Below are 18,466 nucleotides of genomic sequence, written 5' to 3'. Positions count from 1 at the left end.
TACAAGGGAGGTTATTCACACATTCTCCACAACAGATTATAAAATTATGTGGCTTATTTGATTAAATGTGATATACTAATTACAAATCGAACGACAATGAAAAAGTTAACTTAACTGGATATACATTTTGGGAAGGAGATCGTTCACACATGGAGACCAATACGGTTCACAAGCTTTCTGACATTCTGGGAGCTACTCAGGTACATCGCAACCTGCCTGTAGCTGGACTCGTTGAGATGGCAGTAAAGCGTGGCGAAGGGATTTTGACCGACAAGGGGGCGCTCAATGCGCTAACAGGCAAGTTTACCGGCCGTTCGCCAAAGGACAAATTTGTGGTGGACGAAGCTTCCGTACACGATAAGATTAACTGGGGGCCGGTTAACCAGCCGATTTCCCCGGAAAAATTCCAGGTACTCCAGCAGGACGTACTTCACTACTTGCAAACGAAAAACGAGCTGTTTGTGTTTGACGGTTTTGCTGGTGCAGACACGACTTACCGTCTGCCAATCCGCGTCGTAAACGAATACGCTTGGCACAACCTGTTTGCGCATCAGCTGTTCATCCGTCCTTCTGCGGACGAACTGGCAGCGCACGAAGCAGAGTTTACTGTCATCTACGTGCCGAACTTCAAAGCAAATCCGGCGGTTCACGGAACCAACTCCGAAACTTTCATCGTGATGAGCTTTGAGCAAAAAACCGTATTGATCGGTGGCACCGAGTATGCGGGCGAGATGAAAAAATCGATTTTCAGCGTCATGAACATGCTCTTGCCTGAGCGCAACGTACTGTCCATGCACTGCTCGGCAAACGTAGGCAAAGACGGCGACGTAGCGTTGTTCTTCGGATTGTCCGGTACAGGCAAAACGACTTTGTCCGCTGACCCGAACCGCTTCTTGATCGGTGACGACGAGCACGGCTGGTCCGACAATGGCGTATTCAACATCGAGGGCGGATGCTACGCAAAATGCGTCAAGCTGTCCGAAGAAGGCGAACCGCAAATCTGGAACGCCATCAAATTCGGCACGGTTCTGGAAAACGTAGACGTAGACCCTGTTACTCACGCAGCAGATTACGACAGCACCAAATATACGGAAAATACGCGCGCAGCTTACCCGGTAGAGGCAATCTCCGGCGCAGTGATTCCTGGAGTGGGCGGCCAGCCAAACGTCATCATTTTCCTGACTGCCGATTCGTTTGGCGTTCTGCCTCCAATCTCCAAGCTGAACAAAGAGCAAGCGATGTATCACTTCCTGTCCGGCTATACAAGCAAAATGGCAGGTACAGAGCGCGGCGTAACGGCTCCGCAAACCGAGTTCTCTACATGCTTTGGATCTCCTTTCCTGCCGCTGCATCCGGTTGTTTATGCCGAAATGCTCGGTAAAAAGATCGATGAGCGCGATGTTCAGGTTTACCTCGTAAACACTGGCTGGACTGGCGGCCCTGTAGGTGTCGGACAGCGCATGAAGCTTTCCTACACGCGTGCAATGGTTACCGCAGCTTTGAACGGCGAGCTGGAAAAAGTAGAGTACGTGCAAGATGCAATCTTTGGCGTACACGTGCCGACTTCTTGCCCGAACGTGCCGGCAGAAGTGCTGCAACCGCGCAACACATGGGCAAACAAGGAAGACTACGACAAACAGGCAGCTGACTTGGCTGCACGTTTCATCGAGAACTTCCAGAAGAAATTCCCGAACGCAACGGATATCGCTACGGCAGGTCCAAAAGCGTAAGCGCACCTATACCTATAGCTTGATTGCGAAACCCGTCAGTTTGCCGCTGACGGGTTTTTTTATGGCAGGCACAGCTTTTCCATTTGACGCGCGATATTCACTCGGGTAAGCTTCCAATGGCAGGCTTTTACACGAGCCATCGGGTGTGGCTTTTTCCATTTCGGGAACAATCTCGGGCAACTGAGGACAAGAAACTTTTTCAGGAATTTGGAAAAGGGTATTGGAAGAAGCGAACTGGGAAAAAATGCTTGGGTGGGTGCCCTATTTGGAAAGGAAATAGGAAGCAAAAGCGTACTTTCTATATATAATGATATAAAAAATACAGATATGTTTCATTCCTTGATTTATAATTATTCTTATTATAAGATAGTTATTGAGAATGGATTGAGAATTTACCAACTCACTTTTGACGTGTATGGAGGGAATTCAGATGACAGCAGTACCGCATTTGCAAATAAAAAACCTTCGCGCCAAGATCGAAGAAAAAGAGATCCTCAAGGGTCTGAATTTGGAAATCAAGGGCGGAGAAGTGCACGCGATCATGGGACCGAATGGTACCGGTAAATCGACACTGGCATCTACGCTGATGGGTCACCCGAAATATGAGGTAACAGATGGCGAAGTGCTGATCAATGGCGATGACCTTTTGGAAATGGAAGTAGACGAGCGCGCACGCGCAGGTCTGTTCCTGGCTATGCAATACCCGTCCGAAATCAGTGGCGTAACGAACTCTGACTTCCTGCGTTCCGCAATCAATGCGCGTCGCGGCGAAGGCAACGAAATCTCCCTGATGAAATTCATCCGCGAGATGGACAAAAAAATGAACACGCTGGAAATGGACGATTCTTTTGCTCACCGCTACCTGAACGAAGGTTTCTCCGGCGGGGAGAAAAAGCGCAATGAAATTTTGCAAATGATGCTCCTGGAGCCAAGCATCTGTATCCTCGATGAGATTGACTCCGGCCTGGACATCGACGCGCTGAAAATCGTAGCCAATGGTGTAAACGAAATGCGTTCCGCTGACCGCGGTTTCTTGATCATCACTCACTACCAACGTTTGCTGAACTATGTAAAGCCTGACTTCGTACACGTCATGATGCAAGGTCGTATCGTGAAGTCCGGTGGTCCTGAATTGGCTGAGCGCCTGGAGGCAGAAGGCTACGACTGGATCAAAGAAGAGCTCGGCATCGAGGACGAAACCGTAAACGCCAACGTGTAGGAAGAAGGAGGCAGCAGTGAAATGAGTGTGGATGTACAGCTCCGCTTCGGTTCCGAAGCGATCACCGAGTACTCCAAAGCTAATCAGGAGCCTGCCTGGTTCCTGGAAAAGCGCCTCGCCGGACTGAAGGCGGCGGGAGAGCTTCCGCTTCCCGCTTTGGAGAAAACGAAGATTGACAAGTGGAATACTGTTGATTTCGATCCGTTTCAAACCACTGCCAAGGTAGCGTCGGCCAATGAGCTGAGCGAATTGGTAAAAGGGCAAATAGATGTGGACAGCGTGAAAAACCTGGTTGTGCAAAAAAATGCCTCCACCGTTTTTCATGCCGTGACAGACGAGCTGAAAGCACAAGGCGTGATTTTTACAACGCTGGCTGACGCTTTGCAAAATCATGGCGAACTCGTTCAAAAATACATGCATCAAGTCATCGCGCAAGACGAGCATAAACTGAGTGCGCTGCATGCCGCAGTTGCAAACGGCGGCGTTTTCCTCTACGTTCCGAAAAATGTAGAAGTAGATGCACCGCTTCAGGTTGTATACGAAATCGCTGGTGACCATGCGCTGTTGGCTCCTCACGTGTTGATCGTGGCAGAAGCGAACAGCAAAGTAACCTACGTCGATACATACGTATCTGGCGAAGGCAAAAGCATGGTAGCGAACAGCATTGCGGAAGTGTTCGTAGGAGCTGGCGCATCCGTGCAGGTAGCTTCCGTGCGTTCCCTGTCCACAGAAGTGCACGACTACAGCTTCCGTCGCGCAATCGTTGATCGTGACGGAAACATGGAATGGATTTTGGGCGAAATGAACGATGGCAACACGGTTGCCAACAATACTACTGTTCTCAAAGGAACAGGTTCGAACGCACTGACCAAGTCCATTTCGGTAGGGACAGGTTCCCAGCGTCAAAACTTGACTTCCCAGGTGCAGCATATCGGAACCCACTCCGAGTCTGACATGGTGAGCAAGGCTGTTATGACAGGTGAAGCAGTCAGCATTTTGAACGGTATCACCAAAATCGAAAAAGGCGCTGAAAAGGCAAACGGTGTGCAGGCGGAAAATATCCTGATGCTGAGTGAAAAAGCTCGTGGCGATGCCAACCCGATCCTTTTGATCGATGAGGATGACGTCAAAGCGGGGCATGCTGCTTCGGTAGGACGCTTCAGTGAAGAGTCCATCTACTACTTGATGTCGCGTGGAATTTCCCGTCAGGGCGCAGAACGTCTGATCATTCTCGGCTTCCTCGATCCGGTCGTTTCCGAGATTCCGGTGGAAGAAGTGAGAAACAAACTCCGTCAGGCGCTTGAAAGGAAGTTAGGCTAATGAACGCCAAGGAGCTTCGGAAATATTTTCCCATCCTTCACCAAGAGGTAAACGGTCATCCGCTCGTTTATCTAGACAATGGAGCAACCTCTCAAAAACCGCTTCCGGTAATTGAGGCGATGGATAAATACTACAAGGAGTTCAACTCCAACGTGCACCGCGGCGTGCACACCTTGGGCAACCGGGCGACAGACGGCTACGAGGGCGCGAGAGAGAAGGTTCGCGCCTTCATCAACGCCCGCGAAGCGGCGGAGATCGTCTTTACGCGCGGTACGACGTCGGCGATCAATACGATTGCCTACGGCTACGCGCGTCTGGTTCTGAAGCCCGGGGATGAGATTGTGACCACGCTAGTCGAGCACCACGCCAATTTCATTCCGTGGCAGCAGGCAGCCAAGGCTACCGGAGCGACCTTCAAGTTCATTCCGCTGGCAGAGGACGGTACCGTCACTCTCGAAGCGGTCAAGGAAACAGTAACAGACAATACCAAGATCGTTGCCATTCACCATATTTCCAACGTACTTGGAGATACTACTCCGATCAAGGAAATTGCCCAGATTGCTCATCAGCACGGTGCCCTTTTGTTCGTGGACGGCGCTCAGGGCGCTCCGCACAAAAAAATCGACGTCCAGGATTTGGATTGCGATTTTTACACGTTTTCTGCCCACAAAATGGCTGGCCCTACCGGAGTCGGCGTTTTGTACGGAAAGCGCGAGGTGCTGGAGCAAGTCGAGCCGATGGAATTTGGCGGTGAAATGATCGACTACGTGGATATGTACGATTCTACGTGGAAAGAGCTTCCGTGGAAATTCGAGGGCGGAACGCCGATCATCGCAGGCGCGATCGGACTTGGTGCTGCGATCGACTTCCTGGAAGAAATCGGGATGGAAAACATCGAGCGTCATGAAAAGCACCTGGTGAAATACGCCATGGAGCAAATGCGCGAGATCGAAGGACTGAAAATTTACGGACCGCAGCAAGACCGCAGCAGTTTAATTACATTCAATCTGGATACGGTGCATCCGCATGACCTGGCTACTGTGCTGGACAGCTACGGGATCGCAGTTCGTGCAGGCCATCACTGCGCACAGCCGCTTATGCGCTGGCTGAATGTGACGGCTACCGCTCGGGCAAGCTTCTACCTGTACAACACAGAGGAAGAAGTGGATGTGCTGGTAGCGGGATTGAAGAAGACGAAGGAGTATTTCGGCAATGTCTTCTCTTGATGATTTATACCGCCGCGTGATCATGGACCACTACCAGAAACCGCGCAATCGCGGCAAGCTGGAAGAATCCGACGGACTCATTGTTAATTTGAATAACCCGACTTGTGGCGACAGCATCTCGCTCTCTTTGAAAGTGGAAGAGGGCAAGGTGGTAGATGCGAAGTTTCTCGGCGAAGGCTGTTCGATCAGCATGTCATCGGCTTCGATGATGACGGATGCGGTCAAAGGCATGCCAGTGGAGGAAGCACTTGAACTGGCGCACAAGTTCTCCGAGATGATGCAGGGCAAAGAAATCGACGACTCGATTGATTTGGGTGACATCGAAGCTTTGTCAGGCGTAGCCAAGTTCCCTGCGCGGATCAAGTGCGCCACTCTGGCCTGGAAAGCGCTGGAGCAAGGCATCAAACAGGCAGAGCAAAAATAGCATCAGGTAAGGACATGAATGAAGAAGGAGTGAGCAACGATGGCTAAAAAAGCCCCTGAGATACAGGATTACCAGTACGGCTTTCACGATAAGGACGTTTCTGTATTCCGTACGAAAAAGGGTTTGACCCGCGAGATCGTCGAGGAAATTTCCAAGATCAAAGACGAGCCGGCGTGGATGCTGGAGTTTCGTTTGAAAGCTTTGGATATTTTCAACAGCATGCCGATGCCAAAATGGGGCGGCGATCTGGACGACCTCGATTTCGACAGCATCACCTACTATGTAAAGCCTTCGGAAAAGCAAGGCCGCAGCTGGGATGAGGTGCCGGAAGAAATCAAGGCAACTTTTGACAAGCTGGGTATCCCGGAAGCGGAGCAAAAGTTCCTCGCAGGTGTATCGGCTCAGTACGAATCCGAGGTAGTTTACCACAACATGCAGGAAGACCTGGAAAAACTGGGCGTTCTTTTCTGCGACATGGATTCGGCAGTAAAGCTGTATCCTGACATCGTGAAGGAATACTTCGCGACCGTAATCCCGCCAGCAGACAACAAGTTTGCGGCACTGAACTCGGCAGTATGGTCCGGCGGTTCCTTCATTTACGTGCCAAAAGGCATCAAAGTGGAAACTCCGCTGCAAGCCTACTTCCGTATCAACTCGGAAAACATGGGCCAATTCGAGCGTACGCTGATCATCGCGGACGAAGATTCGTTCGTGCATTACGTAGAGGGCTGTACAGCTCCGATCTACAGCACGGATTCCTTGCACTCCGCTGTTGTAGAAATCATCATCAAAGAGCGCGCGCGTTGCCGTTACACCACGATCCAAAACTGGTCCAACAACGTATACAACCTCGTAACCAAACGTGCGGTTGCTTACGCTGATGCAAACATGGAATGGATCGATGGCAACATCGGTTCCAAGCTGACGATGAAATACCCGGCAGTTATCATGAAAGGCCCACGCGCCAAAGGTACGGTTCTTTCCATCGCAGTAGCAGGAAAAGGACAGCACCAGGACGCAGGCGCCAAAATGATTCACTTGGCACCGGATTGCACGTCCACAATCATTTCCAAATCGATCTCCCGTGACGGCGGAAAAGTAACCTATCGCGGTCTGGCACAGTTTGGACGCAAGTCGGAAGGCTCCAAGTCCAACATCAAGTGCGACACGTTGATTCTCGATAAACTGTCCACGTCCGACACGATCCCGTACAACGAGATCATGAACGACAACATCACGCTGGAGCACGAAGCGACTGTATCCAAAGTGTCCGAGGATCAGCTTTTCTACCTGCGAAGCCGCGGCCTGTCGGAAGCAGAAGCAACCGAAATGATCGTCATGGGCTTCATCGAGCCATTCACGAAAGAATTGCCGATGGAGTATGCGGTGGAGATGAACCGATTGATAAAATTCGAGATGGAGGGAAGCATCGGTTAAGCTTGATATTATAGGCTTTTCCTGCTCCTGCGGGGCTGGTTGCCCCATGGTTTCCCCATTTTGGGCGTATCTCTCGTAAAGGGCGAACGACTCGTCCTCAATCTTATTAGTGATGTGTAAATACGTGTCCGTTGTGACTTTGACGCTTGTGTGCGTGTCCTAGTCGCTCGGACACGTATTTTATATTTGCGCCGGTTTTGAGAAGATGGACCCGCGCGGGAGTGCCTTAAAGCGTGCGTTTCGATGACAGTTTGCACTTCACTATAAAAAATCCCCCTTGTTAGGGGGATATATCTTAATCAATTTCTGGGAGTAACAATTTCTTTCCTTTCTTACTTTTTTCATCGGTTGTGTACCATTTGCCGTTTTCATTAACTAATTCAAAAGCATTACTTATTCCGTTTGCCTTCTTTTGCAGGATATAGCCTTTTTCTTTTGATTCATGAAGGTAAATCGTAGGTTTAATATCTCCTTCTTCTTGATTATCAAGCACTTTCTTAACCTCATTAAGCAAGGTAAATGTCTTATCTAGTTCTATTGCATCTCGAACAGTAATTATTTTATAATCCGTAAGATCAAGGTTTAAATCATTTGTAATACTTTTCACAGTTTGCGCCTTAAACTCATTAATCGCGTTGTCAACTTTTTGTGTGAATGCTTTGGCTTCCTTGTCACTGGAAGATTTAAGCAATGCCCAATCAGTTTTATCATAATAAACTGAGTCAGTAGAATTCTGAGCATCTTCTAAATCATCTTCACTCAACCATTGGTAATGGAATGACTCAATCTCCCATTCTCCATTTGTTCCAGACTTCCCAGTTGTACTTGTATTGACTTTTGCAGTTAAACTACCACTAGCGTCGTCACTAGTTTTATAGGCACTATTAAAATAAACGTTGCTAGAAACATTGACTAAATATGAAGTTTTAGAAGCTGTGGTGGTTGCCTTGAATGGAACTGAGTATTTTGTCGATGTGTGATTATCTAGGGAGATATAAGAAGAATAATTCTTGATGTAAGCATAAGCACTGCTTGCTGAAAATAATGCAACTCCAACTAACGAAAGTATCGCTACTTTTTTAAACATTAAAACACCTCTTTACCAATTATTTGAAATAATCCTAATTATACCATCTATTACACAATAAGTAATTTCCTGTACTGTTATAATGATATAAATAGGAGGCTGTTTGTAGTGATAGAGTTTTGAGGTTATTTTGATGTGCCGACGATTTTTTTACCAGAACCAAAACTTTGGACCTTGTGAAATAATTAATCTATCTAGCCACGTTTCAAACGTCATTTTTAAATAATGGTCTTCAGTAGTTGAGTAAAGATTTAGGCATTATGAAAACGGTAACGGATGATAATGGCAAGGAATGGGTCTTTAATGAATTTACAAAAAGTACGAAACTTATTGAAGAAATGAGGAAAAAATATGAGGAGGATGTAGCTGGGCCGTTTATTAGCGTACAGGACGAAATTATGCAAGAGTACGCTAAACCTTGCGATACCATTCCGACTATTCTTCTGGATGAGACATTGAAAGAAGGCTATTTCATGTTCAATAGACAGGATGGAGAGACGGTGGCCTTCAAAATCAAGTATGACAAAGGGTCATGGCAATACGAACTGCGAAAATAATCTAAAATTTGTTTCAATTCAGAGCGCCTGAAAGGGTGCTTTTTTATTTCCTCCTAACTTTTTCACAATCATACATTTGTCCGAATAATAGAAAAGCCCTACCTTGGACTCAAAATCCGAAGCAGGGCTTCCGCGCTTATGTTGTCGCTTTTTCTGTTACTTGATCCAGCATTGTAGCATGATCCAAGACTAAAAAGCATTCTAGTGGCACGATTTTTTTTTAAAGAATAGATTTTTCGGATTTCCCATTAATTGATACACAATAACCAAAAGAATAATATGTAATATATTGTAGAAAAATGCAAAAAACATATACTTACAAAATTTGGTATTTGTTGGTATATTTTAAATTGTGCTGTTTTTATTATTATTAAAAAGGAGAGTTACCATGAATTTGTTTAAGAAATCAATCTTGTTAACATCGTGTTTAGGAGCTTTTTTTGCTTTGGGTTATGGTTTTGCAGAAGCAAGTAATGCTGATGTTGCATTTGCAAAGTGGGACCCTAATAAGGATTATGAATACACATTGGATAAATCAATCACTAAAAGTGAGAGAACTGCGATTATAACAGCTGATAACCAATGGAACAATGTTGATGATCCCGTCTATTATCTAAAGGAAAGTCCTGTAAAAACAGACATTGCTTCGTCAAAAAAAGATGCGATAAACATAATCTACACAGCCTCTCTTGGGACTACTGGTGGTAAACTTGCCGAAACAAGAGCTTATATCAACCGTTATGACTATGTTATCGAAGCAGATATAGTAGTCAACGAATCTTTTGCCTATTCGACCGGATCTAAACCTGATTCAAATACATTCCACCTACGAACCATCATGACTCACGAAATGGGACATGTACTTGGGATTGGTCATTTAGCAGATAAACCGGCTGTTATGTATGCAACTTTAGATAAGGATCAAGTGAAAATTCCTCTCTCAAAATATGATAAAGATGCTTATGTGATTAACCACTCTAAATAGCATCTAGGATTAAAAATAACAGGAGGTAAAAATAATGAAAATGAACATTAAAAGCGGAATAATCGCTTCTTCTATGATTTTAGCTTTTGGCCTTGGTTATGTGGTTTACGACACATATAATGTAACCAAGTCAACAATTCGTGTTGAAGGTACGTTAATCGAATTATCACCTGAGGAACTGGCTGCAGCAAGTTCCTTAATCATTGAAGGTAAAATTAATCACATTACACAGCCACAATGGAATACAGAGGATGGAAATGAGCCAGAAGTGATTGAGGATGCAGATGCAATTTATCGAGATATCACAATAAAAGTAAACAAAACGCATAAAGGTAAGGAATTAGACGAAGTCGTAGTTCGTGTTTACGGTGGAGAAACAGAAAACGTAATTATGGATATGGAAAATGCACCAGAATTTACTGAAAACGAGAAAGTCCTCCTATTTCTAAATGTTGATGATTCACCAGCGAACAAAACAAACTCTACTGATCACTATGCAATAGTGGGTTCCTACCAAGGAAAATTTAAAGTTAAAAATGATAAAGTTGACAATAAAAGAGAGAAATTCCAATTAAATGAGATAGTCGACATAATTGAAAGTCATAAAGATGACAAAAATCCTTTGCAGCAGTAAATCATGACGTTTTAACAGGAGTAACCCGCTAGTTGAGAATCTAACTAGCGGGTTACTCTCTTTTTACAAAAGTTCATATCGACAGGTCATTCTCTTTTCTTTATGAACTCCTTGGATTTGATGCATTACTCATATCGTAAAAACAAATACATGTGAGAGCATAACTAACAACAAACCCAGAACACCCGTGACAAAACCCCCACCAAACCCGTACATAACAATGACACGAAACAAAAAAAGAGAGGCATGATCGCCTCTCTTTTCACAACGATTACCAATCCGGCTCCACCAGATAAGGCTTCGCTTTTGGCTTTGCAGCGGCACTGACGTCTTCTGATACGACGGGCGAGGAAAAGAACAAGACAAGAGCAAGAATCCAAAGAATCTTTTTCATGAAGCTTTCCTCCTTTTCTATGTTTATATAATATTATCACATATATCTTCAAGAATTTCCATATTTTTGAAAGATAGATTTTTGTTGTTTGTGCGATGGTGGCGGAGGAACAGGCGGATGCCATCGATGACCTCGGAGGTTGTGCCCAGTTGTTTGAAATATTTGATGCTTTCGCTCAGGCTGTGAAATCCTTGATCGAACTTCTCCAGCGAGATCAAGCAGAGTGCCTTGCGCCTGTAGTATTGCGCCAATGTTTTCATTCGATAAGGATGTTGCGGCGTGGCTTCCGGGAGAAACTGATCTTCCGATTCGATCAGCCGCAAAAGCTCGTCTGTTTTTCCAGCCTCCAGGTAAGATGCCATGAGGTCGACGACGATGGATATCCGCCCTTCTTTTTTCGCCTCCTGCAAGCAGACGCGGAACAACTCGATAGCCTCCTCGTGCTGGCCTTTTTTCGCCAAGAGGGTGGCGCGAAAATGATTTTTGCGAAAATCGGCGTATTGGCTGTTCTCGTATTCTTTCAAGTAGATGGCAGCGACGTGGATGTCTCCGAAGTAGACACATGAGTTGAACAGCGAGATGTAGGCCGATGCTTTTTGCTTGCTATCCGTCCGATCCTCGCGCAAGCCCAGCCTGCATAACTCGATGCTTTCGTCGTGCAGTCCCAGAATGTTGGCGTGAACACCCATTTTGTAATAGTAGTCGATGCGATCTTCTGTATAGAGATGCTCGGTGTAGAGGAGCAGCTCCTTCCCGCGACGATACGTTTCCTCGAAACGGGAGAAGTCGTCTCGTTCGATCAAATACCGTTCATACAGGGCGCTGGCGAGATAGGATGGTATGCCCCGACTTCTTGTGAATGTAATAATCGAATCGCATAAAATACGTTTGATTCGCTTGTTCTCCGTATCTCTGGCGGTGCCGTCGATATGATCCAACGCTCTGAATGTATCAATCCGGGGAGATTCCAAATAGCGAATGGCAACTTTCGCGACAAGTGCTTCCCAGCCTTCCCGAATCACCTCTGCCAGGACAATTTCCAGCGTTTTCGGATGATAGGTCGTGTCTACAAAAGCGTTTATGATCGTGCTAGGCGCTATATCCATAGCGTCCGCTATTTTTTTCCACGTGGTATAACTGGGCCGCTTCGTCTCCCCCGATTCAATGGAGGATAAGGTACTTTTGCTGACCCCGGACATTTCTGCGAGATCTGAAAGAGATAGATTGCGTCGACTACGATGGCTGCTAATGAGTTCACCTAATGAAAGCGACACCACACCGAGCCTCCTTTTCCATTATCTGTATCTATACCCACTTTACCACAAAATAAATTGGACGGGTCAATAAATTTCCAGTATAGGCAAACGTATCAGAAAATAAAAAGGGGGAGGGAGTCTTTGCTGAGAAGACACCCGGCTGTTCCCTTGCGGACTGTACTTTGAAGTTGGTTATACTCGCAAATTTTCGATTTCCTCATATTGACAATTTAAATTTACAGATGTAATATTATCAACGTATCGTTTACAACTGTAAATTTAAAGGAGTGAATGCGTGGGAGAATTGCCGAAAATATCTGAATCGGAACCAGAAAACATGAAAGAGATTTGGAAGAGAAGCCCGATCACGGCTGAGCAGATTGCGATTTATTTGTCCGACTCCAGCGAGTGGAGCGACCAGGCGGTTCGATAGGGTGATCGAACTTTTGCAACAGGTGCTACAGGAGAAGAAAGAGAAAAAGGAAACGGTTCTCAGACCTAAGCAAAGGCTGGAAACTATAAAAAGAGGGAAAAGACATGGATATGGTAGTTGACGTTTTTTTATGGTTCTTTTATTCCACACTGACCGCGAGCGTTGTTGCCTTGCTGGTGATGGCTGTGCAAAAAATGTTTCATCGCCGCATGAGTGCACGCTTTCGCCATTTGCTGTGGATGATCGTCTTGCTTCGGTTGCTGCTTCCTGACTTCCCTGACAGCCCTGTCAGCATGTTTCACGGACTGCCATATGCTTCCGACATAAAAAGAGCTGTTCTTGCGCTAAATCCTTTTGCGGACGGGCAAACGTCCAAGGAATTACCACAAAACAGCCAAGAAAATGTATCTACTCCAAACCATTTTACCACGATGAACGAGAAAAATCATGGGATCGCGAAGCCTGTTCTTCCCGAACAAGCTCAACAGCAACAAGCTCCTGCTGCATCCCGGCATGGTCTTGCCTTGCAATTGATTTCGCTGGTGTGGCTGATCGGCTCCGTGACGATCATCGCCGCATTGTTCGCCTATACGCAAAAAATAAAGAGGCGGTTTCGGACATACAAACGGATTACGGACGAGCAGACTCTGGCTGTCATGAACAATTGCCGCCGGAAGTTCCGCATCAGGCAGCCGATTCCTTTGTATACGGGAAGCGATTTGATCGGCCCGTACGTTTTCGGAATAGTCACTCCGCGGGTGTATTTGCCACAAGCGATGGAAAAGGAGTTGGACCATGCTCAACTCGCCCACGTTCTGGCGCATGAGGTAGCGCACGTAAAAAGACGGGATACGCTGTGGAACACGCTGAGTGTTTTGGCGCTGGCGATTCACTGGATGAATCCGCTTGTCTGGTTGTGCATGAAAAAGATGAAAACAGACGGAGAGCTTGCGTGTGACGCATGTGCGCTGGAAGTGTTGGGAGAAGCCGAGGCGATCCCTTATGGACTGACCATGATTGAGTTTCTCAAGCATGCATCGACGAAACAGAGCCGGCAACCGTTGCTGTTCTTTTTCGAATCGAACGATAAAAAGGAAATTCTCAGGAGGATTACGATGATCCAATCGTTTAAAAAAGGCTCTTACCGCTTGTCGGCAATCGCTGTCGTGTGCGTCGTTTGCATCGGGACAGCGGCGTTGACCCATGCGGCCCAGCCGGGAGCAGGAACCATACAGGAGAGCCATGCTGTGAGCAGTTTGGCGGCGAACAAAAAGGAAGTGCTGGTTGATGCGCCGATTCGAAGCTATACGGAATTGGAGAGAGCAGTCAAGGTCGCGGATTTTCCGTTTAAAGTTCCCGCTGCTTTACCAAAAGGCTATATGTTGCTAGGCATCGATGTAGGACCTGAGGATGTCATGAAGCACGGATCAGACGAGAACAAACATACAGGCAAAAAACGGACAATGGTTCGCATGTATTTGCAAAAGATGGGAAATGACGGAGAGCATGATTACATTGACGGCGGCCTGGAAATTACCGCAATCCATGGCGGAGTGGGGCTGGATGCCGCTTACACGGAAATTGTCAAAGAAGAAGAGCTGGGCTGGCCCATCCGGGACGGCAGCATCAAAGAGATGAAAAAGGAAACGCTGAATGTACAAGGAGTGAATGTGCTAAAGGCGGCTGCCCACAGGGAAAAGGAAGTGGACAAATACAGCGTCTGGCTGGATAACGGCGTACAGTATCGCATCCATAATCGTCTGGATGGCGTTCTTGGAAAAGACATCCCAGACGCCGATTTCGCCAAAATGATCACTAGCATGACAGCTCCTGATCAGCAGGCCTACAAACAATACACCGTGCAACGAAAAGGCGCGTCCCGCGATATTTATGACACCGACGATTTGCAGCAAGTGCAAAAAGCGATCGGATTTGCACCCAAATTTCCCGTTCAGCCCCTCGGGAAGTATCGGATCGAACGTGCTCAACTTCAACCAGCAGCAATTTATCTAGGGGAGAAGGACGGCAAGGCAAGTGAAAGCCAGCTGCTCAATATGGAGTACATGGGAGCGGACATCAACCAGGAAGGGATTTACCAATTCTGGTTTGTGCAGTTCAAAGACGCTAACTTGTTGGAGCAGTTCAAAAAAACCGGAATGGTCCTGGACGGCTCCACAGAGAAACGTACAGGAAAAACCAGTTCTGTCTCCATTGCTGGAAAAGAAGTGATCAAAACAGAAGTGCTTCAGGAGAATGCCTCTCCACAGATGCTTCATGTCAGCTACACTTGGGCAGAGCAAAATGCATACTACGCAATCGGATTTAACCTGGTCAAATCGAAGAACAATCCTGATTGGGACAAGAATATCGATCAATCTGCGTTGGTGGAATACTTGATGAAGCAACAAAAGATGAACCTCGCCGATCCGAAGTAAGGCAGGAGAAAAGGGGCGTCGACCTGGACGCTCCTTTTTCAATGAACAAACACTTAACCTTGGATAGTGGAGGGGAAATGATGATTTCTCCTACAATAATCGTGCCCGTTGTAAAATTTTTCTTATCCGCTGATGGAACGCCGTGTGCGATGAAAGTCGCCCGCACGGTGTAGGCTCGAACAAAACTCCCGCGCAAAAGATGGGAGCAAGTCGAGAATAGCGGATTGCCGGCACCTGCTTTGAACGTTGTGCTCAAAAGCAACGGCATGTTTGAAATCGCGTTTGCCGATAACTTGAATTGGCGCGAGAACATTTTCCGTATCCGCAACAAAACAGAAAACAGGATCATCGCTGAGAGTGACATCGATACGACACAAGCCGGAAAAATCATGATGAATCAGTCGAACTACGTCTATGAGCCGGGGAGATACGAATTTGTCATTTCCGCAACAGGCTACCAGGATGTGACAGTCGAGATTGACGTGGCTCCGCCAGTGGCGCCCCCTGCCTTAACAGGGACGGTCGTGAGTGAGCATGAATTTCACATCACGTTTTCGGACGATCCAAGCTGGCGCGAACACATCACGAAAGTATGGGATCGCTCGAACGAAAGATGGATTGACGGATTCCGGCTGGATACCACTCAGCCAGGAAAAGTTATCATGAATGTTCAGGGAAGAAACTATGCGCCTGGTACGTATGAATTTGCTATCACGGTAGACGGATACACGAATGCCATCGTGGAGTTTGAGGTCATAGAACGTCGATAATGTTGTGCATGAAAGCTCCATCAGCGGCCCCCGGGAAAAGTCCGGGGGTTTTCTTTTGCCGAAAAAGGCTTGCCGGGATTGCGATGAAAGCCGCAATGGGACGCACCGGGAGCAAAAAACAGCCAGTCGGGACATGTTCGCCCCGCTTGGCTGTCGACTGAAAAAGACTATTGCCTGCTTTGCAATCGGCAAGACAGCTCATCCAAGGCTTGGATAATCGATAATAATTGCTCGGAAGTGGAGTCGAGCTGATCGGCTGATTGCGCGGAAAGCGTGACCTGTTGCTCGATTTTTTGCAGTTGGGAAACCATGCTGCCAAGCGAATGATTGATTTCTTTGGAAGAAGCGTTTGACTTGTCCGCGAGCTTGCGCACTTCATCGGCGACGACGCCAAAGCCGCGCCCGTGTTCTCCCGCCCGTGCCGCTTCGATGGCTGCATTCAAGCCCAGCAAATTCGTCTGCACAGACACATCGGATACGAAGCCGCTCAATTTCTCGATTTCTTCGTTTTGCTCTTTGAGCACGCGCATGGATTGGGCGATCTCTTCATTGTATACGGCAAGATTGGTTGCAGACTCGGCAAACACAGAGGAGATGCGCAACGCTTCCTGGGTAGTCGTGCTTAACTCGGCAGCCATTTGCTCCATGTTCTCGCGGTAGATCGCATTTTCGCGCATAGTTTCGCCTATGTATTGTTCCAGAATGATCGCGGAATCAAAGAACACCCTTTTGGACAGCGCCTGGTAAAAGGCATCCGGATCGCTGAGGGAGTGCAGCCTTTGGGAAAACAGCCGCAAATAAAGAGAATAGCCCCCCAAAAACCAGGAAGCGGACAAACCGATTCTGGCATGAGTGGAGCCGATCCGTTGGCGACTTGCGATGTAGTGGGCGTCGATGACATTGCTCGTCAGCGATTCCACGTAGTCATACTGCATGTTTTTCAGTCTGTCGACCGCTGCATTCGCCTGTATCAACTTGCGCAGATGCGAATGCTTTTCCAGTTCTTCGTAAAAACAGTCAACAATTTCGTGCAGGTGAGTCTGGACGTACTCTTTGTGACGAGCTAACAAATCCAGATCCGCCTCCGTCAAAGCGTAAAAATCCAGTAGTTCTCTCCACTTCTTTTCTACTTCAATCAATGCTGCCGACCCCTTTTTCTTGTCTGATTGTCTGATAGGTTAAGAAAACACTTTTCAAATTTTACCAGAAAATCTATAGGAAAATGCGATGATTTTGTGAATACTTTGCATAATGTTCCGCTGCTGAAAGAAATTGGGGAACATGTACATTCGTTTGGGGCAATGATAAAATAAATAGGTATGGTCAAGGGGCTGGATCGGAAATAAGATACGCTCAGTATGCTTGCGATTCGGAGCATGCTTTTTTCGGGTGAACCGCACATTTTTTTCTTGTTGAAGCGAGGATATACATATGCTAGTAACAGGGCAACTGATCGATCATTGCGAGCGTTTTTTCGGGTGTCGGGGAGAATTGTATCAGCTCGAAGCGGCGGATGTGCTGATTGCGGTTTATCCGGCATCGCGCAGGCGCGGATGGTGGACATACGTGACGCTGGAGTTGCACAAGACCGGAGCGAGCGAATGCATGCTGTATTCCTATCAGTTTCAAAAAGGAATGATCGCGCATCTGGCGACGATTGCGTCGGCGGTGATCCGTCAGTGGGAACAGGAGCAGAAGCGCGTGCAGGCAGGAGAGCTGTTCAAGCTGGAAGAGGCGATTGTCGAAGGCTCTGTGCTGAATCACGCCGTGCTTACCCCCGCCTATTTTGAAGAGGTCGGCTTTGAATATTATACGAACGGCGCCGACGTCATCCGCTTCATGATGCTGCATGCGATCGCAGAATCGGAAGCCGGGTATGTCGAGCGTTTTGGACTGGATGCCTTGCAGGAATGTTTTGCGCACTCCGGTGTCGATTCCCTGCATGTTATGCGTACCCCTGCCATCTGAGAAGGGAGCGAGCGGGATGAAAGAAATACGTTTGCGAGTCACAGTAGTGGTCTGGCACGAAGGAAAAGTGCTGGTGATTCGGGAAAAGGGCAAAAACGGAACCTGTTACAGCTTGCCGGGTGGAAATGTGGAGTATTTGGAAGCCATCCCGGACGCCACGAGGCGGGAAGTATGGGAAGAGACCGGACTGCTGGTCGAAATGGAGCGTCTGCTCTGGGTGGACGACCGGATTGATCAGGAAGGCACTGGCAAGCATACGGTGGGGATTGCTGTCCTCGCCAAGCTGGTGGGAGAGGACAAGACGCCGATTCCCGGCGGGCTGGAGGACGAAGAGATCGATTGGGCAGGCTGGGTGACGCTGGAGGAGTGGCGAACGTTGCCACAGTATCATAGCGCGCGGCCCGATCAGGTTTTGCAAGCGTTGAGCGATCCAGTCTATCGCCCGGGATATATGGGAAACATGCTGGATCAGACGAATTGACCAGTTGGCTAATGGAACGATAGCAGCAAAAGCACCGTCCTTTTCATCGGGGAGCGGTGCTTTTTTATGCGCAGCAGACAAGATGCCTGTGAGCTTGGTGGAAAGGAGTC

Annotated in this window: 18 protein-coding genes and 1 pseudogene; 14 read left to right on the top strand and 5 right to left on the bottom strand. The window is 47.4% G+C overall.

Features of this window, described 5'->3' with window-relative positions; genetic code table 11:
- The first annotated feature begins 149 nt into the window (after nucleotides 1-149).
- The 6 genes from pckA (at nucleotide 150) to sufB (ending at nucleotide 7,356) form a co-directional block, all read left to right on the top strand.
- Complete coding sequence (pckA, locus tag DEP07_RS13865) at nucleotides 150-1,730, top strand: phosphoenolpyruvate carboxykinase (ATP) (protein WP_122964442.1); 1,581 nt, start codon at nucleotides 150-152, stop codon at nucleotides 1,728-1,730.
- A 430-nt stretch (nucleotides 1,731-2,160) separates the two neighbouring features.
- On the top strand, nucleotides 2,161-2,949 hold the full coding sequence (gene sufC / locus DEP07_RS13860; protein ID WP_122964443.1) for a Fe-S cluster assembly ATPase SufC: 789 nt from the start codon (nucleotides 2,161-2,163) through the stop codon (nucleotides 2,947-2,949).
- Nucleotides 2,950-2,970: 21 nt separating this feature from the next.
- Nucleotides 2,971-4,269: a Fe-S cluster assembly protein SufD gene (sufD, locus tag DEP07_RS13855; RefSeq protein ID WP_280648575.1), complete on the top strand. Its 1,299-nt coding sequence runs from the start codon at nucleotides 2,971-2,973 to the stop codon at nucleotides 4,267-4,269.
- Nucleotides 4,269-5,495 carry a cysteine desulfurase gene (locus tag DEP07_RS13850; protein ID WP_063227330.1) on the top strand — a complete coding sequence of 409 codons (1,227 nt, stop codon included), beginning with the start codon at nucleotides 4,269-4,271 and terminating at the stop codon, nucleotides 5,493-5,495. Before sufD ends, DEP07_RS13850 begins: the two co-directional genes overlap by 1 nt.
- A complete protein-coding gene (gene sufU / locus DEP07_RS13845) occupies nucleotides 5,482-5,919 on the top strand; it encodes a Fe-S cluster assembly sulfur transfer protein SufU (protein ID WP_122964445.1) in 438 nt (145 codons plus the stop codon). The genes DEP07_RS13850 and sufU overlap by 14 nt, the downstream gene beginning before the upstream one ends.
- A 39-nt stretch (nucleotides 5,920-5,958) precedes the next feature.
- Entirely contained in the window at nucleotides 5,959-7,356 is a 1,398-nt protein-coding gene (gene sufB / locus DEP07_RS13840; RefSeq protein WP_122964446.1) for a Fe-S cluster assembly protein SufB, read from the top strand.
- A gap of 295 nt (nucleotides 7,357-7,651) precedes the next feature.
- Here sufB and DEP07_RS13835 read toward each other — a convergent pair whose 3' ends face one another.
- On the bottom strand, nucleotides 7,652-8,443 hold the full coding sequence (locus DEP07_RS13835; protein WP_281869647.1) for a hypothetical protein: 792 nt from the start codon (nucleotides 8,441-8,443) through the stop codon (nucleotides 7,652-7,654).
- Nucleotides 8,444-8,703: 260 nt separating this feature from the next.
- Between DEP07_RS13835 and DEP07_RS13830 the strand changes: the two genes are divergently transcribed.
- The 3 genes from DEP07_RS13830 (at nucleotide 8,704) to DEP07_RS13820 (ending at nucleotide 10,619) form a co-directional block, all read left to right on the top strand.
- Nucleotides 8,704-9,000, top strand: coding sequence for a hypothetical protein (locus DEP07_RS13830; RefSeq protein WP_281869648.1), 297 nt, complete (start codon nucleotides 8,704-8,706; stop codon nucleotides 8,998-9,000).
- A 388-nt stretch (nucleotides 9,001-9,388) separates the two neighbouring features.
- Nucleotides 9,389-9,985 carry a matrixin family metalloprotease gene (locus DEP07_RS13825; RefSeq protein ID WP_280648572.1) on the top strand — a complete coding sequence of 199 codons (597 nt, stop codon included), beginning with the start codon at nucleotides 9,389-9,391 and terminating at the stop codon, nucleotides 9,983-9,985.
- A gap of 34 nt (nucleotides 9,986-10,019) precedes the next feature.
- On the top strand, nucleotides 10,020-10,619 hold the full coding sequence (locus DEP07_RS13820; protein ID WP_122964453.1) for a hypothetical protein: 600 nt from the start codon (nucleotides 10,020-10,022) through the stop codon (nucleotides 10,617-10,619).
- A gap of 271 nt (nucleotides 10,620-10,890) precedes the next feature.
- Here DEP07_RS13820 and DEP07_RS13815 read toward each other — a convergent pair whose 3' ends face one another.
- Together DEP07_RS13815 and DEP07_RS13810 are read right to left on the bottom strand one after the other, a co-directional pair.
- On the bottom strand, nucleotides 10,891-11,013 hold the full coding sequence (locus DEP07_RS13815; RefSeq protein ID WP_255679174.1) for a hypothetical protein: 123 nt from the start codon (nucleotides 11,011-11,013) through the stop codon (nucleotides 10,891-10,893).
- A 23-nt stretch (nucleotides 11,014-11,036) separates the two neighbouring features.
- Nucleotides 11,037-12,287, bottom strand: a complete 1,251-nt coding sequence (locus DEP07_RS13810; RefSeq protein WP_122964737.1) for a helix-turn-helix domain-containing protein — start codon at nucleotides 12,285-12,287, stop codon at nucleotides 11,037-11,039.
- 277 nt (nucleotides 12,288-12,564) lie between these two features.
- On the opposite strand from DEP07_RS13810, the gene DEP07_RS13805 reads away from it, so the two are divergent.
- The 3 genes from DEP07_RS13805 (at nucleotide 12,565) to DEP07_RS13795 (ending at nucleotide 15,907) form a co-directional block, all read left to right on the top strand.
- Entirely contained in the window at nucleotides 12,565-12,702 is a 138-nt protein-coding gene (locus tag DEP07_RS13805; protein ID WP_141254154.1) for a BlaI/MecI/CopY family transcriptional regulator, read from the top strand.
- A 104-nt stretch (nucleotides 12,703-12,806) separates the two neighbouring features.
- The gene (locus DEP07_RS13800; RefSeq protein WP_287102620.1) at nucleotides 12,807-15,137 is read left to right on the top strand and encodes a M56 family metallopeptidase; all 2,331 of its coding nucleotides are present in this window, start codon (nucleotides 12,807-12,809) and stop codon (nucleotides 15,135-15,137) included.
- 224 nt (nucleotides 15,138-15,361) lie between these two features.
- Nucleotides 15,362-15,907: a hemoblobin-interacting domain-containing protein gene (locus DEP07_RS13795; protein WP_173596723.1), complete on the top strand. Its 546-nt coding sequence runs from the start codon at nucleotides 15,362-15,364 to the stop codon at nucleotides 15,905-15,907.
- A 167-nt stretch (nucleotides 15,908-16,074) separates the two neighbouring features.
- Here the strand turns inward: DEP07_RS13795 and DEP07_RS27815 are convergent, their stop codons facing one another.
- Complete coding sequence (locus tag DEP07_RS27815) at nucleotides 16,075-16,437, bottom strand: methyl-accepting chemotaxis protein (RefSeq protein ID WP_420840588.1); 363 nt, start codon at nucleotides 16,435-16,437, stop codon at nucleotides 16,075-16,077.
- A gap of 159 nt (nucleotides 16,438-16,596) precedes the next feature.
- Nucleotides 16,597-17,046 (bottom strand): annotated as a pseudogene (locus DEP07_RS27810) (protoglobin domain-containing protein); the annotation flags it as partial.
- Between the two features lie 292 nt (nucleotides 17,047-17,338).
- On the opposite strand from DEP07_RS27810, the gene DEP07_RS13785 reads away from it, so the two are divergent.
- Together DEP07_RS13785 and DEP07_RS13780 are read left to right on the top strand one after the other, a co-directional pair.
- Nucleotides 17,339-17,875, top strand: coding sequence for a suppressor of fused domain protein (locus DEP07_RS13785; RefSeq protein ID WP_122964460.1), 537 nt, complete (start codon nucleotides 17,339-17,341; stop codon nucleotides 17,873-17,875).
- A 16-nt stretch (nucleotides 17,876-17,891) separates the two neighbouring features.
- The gene (locus DEP07_RS13780) at nucleotides 17,892-18,356 is read left to right on the top strand and encodes an NUDIX domain-containing protein (RefSeq protein ID WP_122964461.1); all 465 of its coding nucleotides are present in this window, start codon (nucleotides 17,892-17,894) and stop codon (nucleotides 18,354-18,356) included.
- Nucleotides 18,357-18,466: the final 110 nt, after the last annotated feature.

Origin of the sequence: Brevibacillus sp., assembly GCF_003521185.1 — a bacterium.
Taxonomy (GTDB): Bacteria; Bacillota; Bacilli; order Brevibacillales; family Brevibacillaceae; genus Brevibacillus; species Brevibacillus parabrevis.
The sequence above is the reverse complement of the archived record's forward strand: the minus strand, read 5'-3'. Positions and strand labels throughout refer to the sequence as shown.

What these genes read in the sequence shown, in the direction of transcription:
- pckA (WP_122964442.1), top strand. Translation starts at nt 150, where the DNA reads ATGGAGACCAATACGGTTCACAAGCTTTCTGACATTCTGGGAGCTACT.
- sufC (WP_122964443.1), top strand. Translation starts at nt 2,161, where the DNA reads ATGACAGCAGTACCGCATTTGCAAATAAAAAACCTTCGCGCCAAGATC.
- sufD (WP_280648575.1), top strand. Translation starts at nt 2,971, where the DNA reads ATGAGTGTGGATGTACAGCTCCGCTTCGGTTCCGAAGCGATCACCGAG.
- DEP07_RS13850 (WP_063227330.1), top strand. Translation starts at nt 4,269, where the DNA reads ATGAACGCCAAGGAGCTTCGGAAATATTTTCCCATCCTTCACCAAGAG.
- sufU (WP_122964445.1), top strand. Translation starts at nt 5,482, where the DNA reads ATGTCTTCTCTTGATGATTTATACCGCCGCGTGATCATGGACCACTAC.
- sufB (WP_122964446.1), top strand. Translation starts at nt 5,959, where the DNA reads ATGGCTAAAAAAGCCCCTGAGATACAGGATTACCAGTACGGCTTTCAC.
- DEP07_RS13835 (WP_281869647.1), bottom strand. Translation starts at nt 8,443, where the DNA reads ATGTTTAAAAAAGTAGCGATACTTTCGTTAGTTGGAGTTGCATTATTT.
- DEP07_RS13830 (WP_281869648.1), top strand. Translation starts at nt 8,704, where the DNA reads ATGAAAACGGTAACGGATGATAATGGCAAGGAATGGGTCTTTAATGAA.
- DEP07_RS13825 (WP_280648572.1), top strand. Translation starts at nt 9,389, where the DNA reads ATGAATTTGTTTAAGAAATCAATCTTGTTAACATCGTGTTTAGGAGCT.
- DEP07_RS13820 (WP_122964453.1), top strand. Translation starts at nt 10,020, where the DNA reads ATGAAAATGAACATTAAAAGCGGAATAATCGCTTCTTCTATGATTTTA.
- DEP07_RS13815 (WP_255679174.1), bottom strand. Translation starts at nt 11,013, where the DNA reads ATGAAAAAGATTCTTTGGATTCTTGCTCTTGTCTTGTTCTTTTCCTCG.
- DEP07_RS13800 (WP_287102620.1), top strand. Translation starts at nt 12,807, where the DNA reads ATGGATATGGTAGTTGACGTTTTTTTATGGTTCTTTTATTCCACACTG.
- DEP07_RS27815 (WP_420840588.1), bottom strand. Translation starts at nt 16,437, where the DNA reads ATGCGCGTGCTCAAAGAGCAAAACGAAGAAATCGAGAAATTGAGCGGC.
- DEP07_RS13785 (WP_122964460.1), top strand. Translation starts at nt 17,339, where the DNA reads ATGCTAGTAACAGGGCAACTGATCGATCATTGCGAGCGTTTTTTCGGG.
- DEP07_RS13780 (WP_122964461.1), top strand. Translation starts at nt 17,892, where the DNA reads ATGAAAGAAATACGTTTGCGAGTCACAGTAGTGGTCTGGCACGAAGGA.